General features: G+C 66.5%; 6 protein-coding genes. 4 read left to right on the top strand and 2 right to left on the bottom strand.

Annotated elements, in window-relative coordinates; genetic code table 11:
* The 4 genes from ACEN88_RS22790 to rlmD all read left to right on the top strand — a co-directional run.
* On the top strand, positions 1-651 hold a 651-nt coding region (locus ACEN88_RS22790; RefSeq protein ID WP_413343289.1), incomplete at its 5' end, for a protein-L-isoaspartate(D-aspartate) O-methyltransferase.
* 32 nt (positions 652-683) lie between these two features.
* Positions 684-1,583 (top strand): peptidoglycan DD-metalloendopeptidase family protein, encoded by a 900-nt coding sequence (locus ACEN88_RS22785; protein WP_413343287.1) that lies wholly within the window; start codon positions 684-686, stop codon positions 1,581-1,583.
* 9 nt (positions 1,584-1,592) lie between these two features.
* Complete coding sequence (gene rpoS / locus ACEN88_RS22780; RefSeq protein WP_413343285.1) at positions 1,593-2,606, top strand: RNA polymerase sigma factor RpoS; 1,014 nt, start codon at positions 1,593-1,595, stop codon at positions 2,604-2,606.
* Between the two features lie 195 nt (positions 2,607-2,801).
* Complete coding sequence (gene rlmD, locus ACEN88_RS22775; protein WP_413343283.1) at positions 2,802-4,217, top strand: 23S rRNA (uracil(1939)-C(5))-methyltransferase RlmD; 1,416 nt, start codon at positions 2,802-2,804, stop codon at positions 4,215-4,217.
* Here rlmD and ACEN88_RS22770 read toward each other — a convergent pair.
* Together ACEN88_RS22770 and ACEN88_RS22765 are read right to left on the bottom strand one after the other, a co-directional pair.
* Complete coding sequence (locus ACEN88_RS22770) at positions 4,191-4,544, bottom strand: response regulator (RefSeq protein ID WP_413343281.1); 354 nt, start codon at positions 4,542-4,544, stop codon at positions 4,191-4,193. The two genes, rlmD and ACEN88_RS22770, sit on opposite strands and share 27 nt — an antisense overlap.
* Positions 4,528-6,000, bottom strand: a 1,473-nt coding sequence (locus tag ACEN88_RS22765; protein WP_413343279.1) for a sensor histidine kinase, incomplete at its 5' end; no start/stop codon positions are given. The genes ACEN88_RS22770 and ACEN88_RS22765, both read right to left, overlap by 17 nt.

Below are 6,000 nucleotides of genomic sequence, written 5' to 3'. Positions count from 1 at the left end.
GCTGGACTGGGACGACTACATCGTCCGCGTCGACGACAGCCGTCCGCTGTACCTGATGCGCGCCAGGGCGTCAAGGACCCGCAGGTGCTGGCCGCGCTGGAAATCGTGCCGCGTCATATGTTCGTCGAGCCGGGCATGCTGGCCCAGGCGTATGTCGACATCTCGCTGCCGATCGGCCACAACCAGACGATTTCGCAGCCGTACATCGTCGCGCGCATGATCGAGTTGCTCAAGGACAGTAAGAAGCCGCTGCACCGCGTGCTCGAGATCGGCACGGGGTGCGGCTACCAGGCCGCCGTGCTGTCGTGCGTGGCGCAGGAGGTGTATTCCATCGAGCGCATCAAGCCGTTACATGAGCTGGCGAAGGCCAATCTGCGCCCGTTGCGTATCGCCAATCTGCGCTTGCAGTACGGAGATGGTATGCTAGGGCTCCCGCAGGTGGCCCCGTTCGACGGCATCATCCTGGCGGCGGCCGGTCTCGAGGTGCCGCGTGCATTGCTCGAGCAGATGGCCATTGGCGCCCGCCTGGTGGCGCCCGTCGGTGCTCAGGTCCAGCACCTGCAGCGCATTACCCGTACCGGCAAGGCGGAATGGACCAGCGAAACGCTGGAAGCCTGCCATTTTGTCCCGCTGCGGCCAGGCATCGCTTGAATGCCAGTTGTTGTAAAAGAATTATAGAGAGAATGAAACTTACGCCCCGCTTAGCCCTGTTGACCCTTAGTCTCGGCATCCTGTCCGCCTGCAGCACCGAGACCCGCGTAGCCCCCGTGATCGACCGTCCGGCTCCGACCGCATCCAGCTTCCGTCCCCGCCCGCAACCGGCCCCGGTGCCGGCCGCCGAGGAGTCGAAGCCCGACGCGCGCGGGACCTATACCGTGCGGCGCGGCGACACCTTGCTGAAGATCGCCCTCGACCACGGCCAGAATTACCGCGACCTCGTCGCCTGGAACAACCTGGCCGATCCGGACGACATCAAGGTCGGCCAGGTGCTGAAAGTGGCGCCGTCCGAGCGTAACGGCAACGGCGTCGTGACGTCGCCGATCGCGATGCCGGGTGCCGAGAAGGCGCCGGCCGTGCCGAAGAAGACGGAGCCGAACGGCGCCAAGAAGCCGTACAGCGAATCGAACCTGGCCGCGAAAGAAGACAATCCGAAGGCGGAAAAAGTGATCTCGGCGGGCGTGACCGCGGGCACCACCGTCACCGCGAACGACGACGAAAAACTGAGCTGGATGTGGCCGTCCGACGGCAAGATCATCGCCACCTTCGACGAAGGCAAGAACAAGGGCATCGACATCGCCGGCAAGATGGGCCAGCAGGTGATGGCCGCGGGTTCCGGGAAGGTGATGTACGCCGGCAGCGGCATCCGCGGATATGGTAATCTCGTGATTGTTAAGCACAGCAACAGCCTGTTGTCGGCATATGCGCACAACCGCACCATCCTGGTGAAGGAAGGTCAGAACGTGACCAAGGGCCAGGCGATCGCGGAGATGGGCGATTCCGATGCCGACACCGTCAAACTGCATTTCGAGATACGCCAGCAGGGCAAGCCGGTCGACCCGGCCAAGTTCCTGCCCAGTCGCTAGAGAGAGCCGATGACCTTGCCCGCCGACCCGCTGGACAACGACACGCCGGAAGAGAATCCGGATGAACCGCTGGACGACGGCGGGTTCGGGGCGGACGGCGTCGACCGTGCCGAGATGCTGCCGGAAGGCGCGGCGACGGCCGTCGTCGACACCGTCGACGAGCTCAAGAGCGTCCTGCAGGCCGAGCTCTCGACGGACACCACCCAGCATTACCTGAACCGCATCGGCGCCAAGCCGCTGCTCACGGCCGAACAGGAAGTGCACTACGCGACCCTGGCCAAGGCGGGCGACTTCAATGCGCGCCAGAAGATGATCGAGCATAACCTGCGACTCGTCGTCTCCATCGCCAAGCACTACATCAACCGCGGCGTCGTGCTGCTCGACCTCATCGAGGAAGGCAACATCGGCCTGATGCGCGCGATCGACAAGTTCGAGCCGGAGCGCGGCTTCCGCTTTTCCACCTACGCGACCTGGTGGATCCGCCAGAGCATCGAGCGCGCGATCATGAACCAGGCCCGCACCGTGCGCCTGCCCGTGCACATGGTGCGCGAGTTGAACCAGGTGCTGCGCGCGAAATACCACCTGGAGGCCCAGCACCACGACGGCAAGGAAGCGAGCGCGGAAGACATCGCCAGCCTCGTCGGCCGGCCCGTGGAAGAAGTGCAGGACATCCTCGCGCTGTCCGAACACGCGACATCGCTCGACGCCCCGCTCGACAACGATCCGCAGAGCAGCCTGATGGACATGCTGCCGGACGAGGGCGACGTCAGCCCGGACACCCACGCGGAGCAGCACGAAATGACGGTGCTCGTGCGCGACTGGCTGCAGAAGCTGCCCGACAAGCAGCGCCTTGTCGTGATGCGCCGCTTCGGTCTCGACAACGACGACCCGGCCACGCTCGAAACGCTGGCCGAGGAGATGGGCGTGACGCGCGAACGGGTGCGCCAGATCCAGCAGGAGGCCCTCGTCAAACTGAAACGGGCGATGGCCGCCCGTGGCGTCGTCCGCGATTCCTTGCTATGATGCCCGGCTGGCCGGAATGGCCACGAAATCGTCATTCCCGCGCAGGCGGGAATCCATACTGAGCAACCGCAGCCGACACGCAGGCGTTCCGGCTCCGCGATCGTCACCATGGGTCCCCGCTTTCGCGAGGACGACGTCGTTTGGTTGTGCGGTATTCCGACCGCCGTCTTCCCCGATTCTGCTTTCTTCTATCCCATGCAAGAAACCTTCATCAACATCAAATCCCTCGACATGGACGCGCGCGGCGTCGGCCACCTGGAGAACGAGGACGGCACGCAAGGCAAAGTGATCTTCGTCGAAGGCGCGCTGCCGGGCGAGCGCGTCAGCTTCGAGACCCTGCGCAAGAAGAAGAACTGGGAATCGGGCCGCATGGTCACGCTGCAGAAGGCGTCGTCGATGCGCGTCGAACCGAAATGCCCGCACTTCTGGCACTGCGGTGGCTGCTCGATGCAGCACCTGGAGCCGTCGGCGCAGGTCGCGATGAAGCAGCGCGTCCTGGAAGACAACCTGTGGCACATCGGGAAGACGAAGGCCGAGAACATCATGCGCCCGATGTACGGCCCCACGTGGGACTACCGCTACCGCGCGCGCCTGTCGGTGCGCTACGTGGCCAAGAAGGGCACGGTGCTGGTCGGCTTCCACGAGCGCCACTCGTCGTACGTGGCCGACATGACGAGCTGCGAGATCCTGCCGGACCACCTGTCCGCCATGCTCGTGCCGCTGCGCGAACTGGTGGGTGCGCTGTCGATCTACCAGCAGATGCCGCAGATCGAGATCGCCGTCGGCGAAGAGACGACCGTGCTCGTGCTGCGCATCATGGCGCCGTTGAGCCCCGCGGACGAGACGCTGGTGAAAGCGTTTGCCGACCAGTGGCACATCCAGTGGTGGCTGCAGCCGAAAGGCCCGGACACCGCCGCGCCGTACTACCCCCTGGGCAAGGAACTGTACTACACGCTGCCGGAATTCGGCATCAGGATGCCGTTCAAGCCGACCGACTTCACGCAGGTGAACCACCAGATCAACCGCCTGCTGGTGCACAAGGCGTTGACCCTGCTCGAGGTGCAGCCGGGCGACCGCGTGGCCGACCTGTTCTGCGGCCTCGGCAACTTCACCTTGCCGCTGGCGACGCAGGCGCGCGAAGTCGTCGGCATCGAGGGCAGCACGGCGCTGACGACACGCGCGCTGGAAAACGCCAAGGCCAACGGCCTGGCCGACAAGACGACGTTCTACACGCGCAACCTGTTCGAGGTGACGAAGGACGACCTGATCGCGCTCGGTAAATTCGACCGCATGCTGGTCGACCCGCCGCGCGACGGCGCCGTCGCGCTGGCGATCGCGCTGGCCGAACTGCGCCTGACGCAGCCGGACCTGCTGCCGCAGCGGATCGTGTACGTGTCGTGCAGCCCGTCGACCCTGGCGCGCGATGCCGGCATCCTGACGCACCGCGCCGGTTACGTGCTCAAGAAGGCGGGTGTGGCGAACATGTTCCCGCACACGTCGCACGTGGAATCGATCGGCGTGTTCGAGCGCCTCGAGAACTTCCAGCCGCGCGAATTCGCGGCGCCGGACGTCGCCGACAACGCGTCAGCGGGCGGCGACGCGGTCCAGTAACGCGAACAGGCCGGCCGGATCGACCGGCTTGACGAAATAACTGTCGAAGCCGGCATACGCCGCGCTGGCCTGGTCCGATTGCTGGCCATACCCGGTGATGGCGACGAGCGTCGCCTCAATGCAGCCGGGCACCTTGCGCAGCCGGCGCGCCAGTTCGTAGCCGTTCATGCCGGGCAGGCCGATGTCGAGCAGGAACGCGTCGTAATGCGCCTGCGCGGCACGTTCCAGTGCCTCGCCCGGGTGGTGCATCACCGTCACGTGGTGGCCGCCCGATTCCAGCAACAGGCCCAGGGTCATCGCCGCGTCGACGTTATCGTCCACCAGCATCAGCGACAGTCCGCGCGCCGCGCCCGCCGGCGGCGTTGTGCAGCCGCGGCAGGCGGACCGTGAATTCGCAGCCGAGGTTGCGGCCTTCGCTGGCCGCCGTCACCATCCCACCGTGCAGTTCCACGAGACTCTTCACCAGCGCGAGGCCGAGCCCGAGGCCGCCCTGCGAGCGGTCCGGCGTGCGCTCCGCCTGGGAAAATAAATCGAATACGGTCGGCAGCAGTTCGGCGGAGATGCCGATGCCGTTGTCCGACACGGTCACGAGCACCTGCTCGGGCGTGATGCCCATCCAGATCGACAGCCGGCCGCCTTCGTGCGTGTACTTCGCCGCGTTGTTCAGGAGGTTCGCGATCACCTGCACGAGGCGCTTCGGATCGCCTTCGACGATGGCCGGTTCCGTCGACAAATGCAGTGCCAGCTGGTGGCGGCGCGCCTCGATCAGCGGCCGCACCTGCTCCACCGCGTCGCCGATCACGCGGCGCAGGTCGACCTCCTCGCGCGTCAGCACGACGAGCCCGCGCGTGACGCGCGAAACGTCGAGCAGGTCGTCGATCAGGCCCGTCATGTGTGCCACCTGGCGCGCGATGATGGCGCTCGTGCGCTCCACGCGGACATTGTCCGGCGGGCCCAGGTTCAGCAGTTGCGCGGCGGCCGAGATCGGCGCCAGCGGGTTACGCAGCTCGTGCGCCAGCATCGCGAGGAATTCGTCCTTGCGGCGGTCGGCGAGGCGCAGCGCGTCTTCCGCGCGCACGCGCTCGACGGCGCTCCACGCGCGCTCGGCGACGTCCTCGATCAGGCGCACGATGTCGGCGCTCCACACGCGCGGCAGGTTGTCGTTGATGAAGAGGCAGCTCGTCAGCGCGCCATTGCGGTTCAGCGGCACGACGACGGCGGAGCGGATCTGCAGCGCCGCGTAGTTCGGCCACACGTCGGGGCCGCTCGTGCGCGGGTCGCGCTGCAGGTCGCTCGACACCCACGTGCCCAGGCTCAGCGTGCTGAAATTCGCCACGCCGAACAGCGCGGCGGGGAAGGTGCCGTTCAGCTCGGCGACGATGCCGTCCGTGTAGTTCGAGTGGAAGGTCACCAGCTGCTTGTCGGCGTCGTAGTCGCCGTACAGCACGCGGCTGGCCTGCAGGAAGCGGCCCAGCATGGCGCCCGTCTGGACGAAGATCTGCGACGGGTCGTTCAGGCGGCGCAGCAGGTCCGACACTTCGAGCCGGAATTCGTTCATGTCGAGCAGCGTCGTCTGGCGCGCGACGGCGTCGCGCAAGGCCTGTTCGGCGCGCACGCGGTCCAGCGCTTCCCAGCTGCGCTCGGCGATGTCGGCGGCGAGGCGCGGCGCGTGCGCGGCCCCCTCGCGGTGTGGTATTAAAAAAAACGCGCCCCCCCGCCCGGGGGGCAGGGGGGGTTGGGGGGGTGGGGGGGGAAAAAAAAAAGGTGGGGGGGGGGGGGGGGG

The sequence above is a fragment of the Massilia sp. CT11-108 genome (assembly GCF_047302915.1).
GTDB lineage: Bacteria > Pseudomonadota > Gammaproteobacteria > Burkholderiales > Burkholderiaceae_D > Telluria > Telluria orientalis.
The sequence above is the reverse complement of the archived record's forward strand: the minus strand, read 5'-3'. Positions and strand labels throughout refer to the sequence as shown.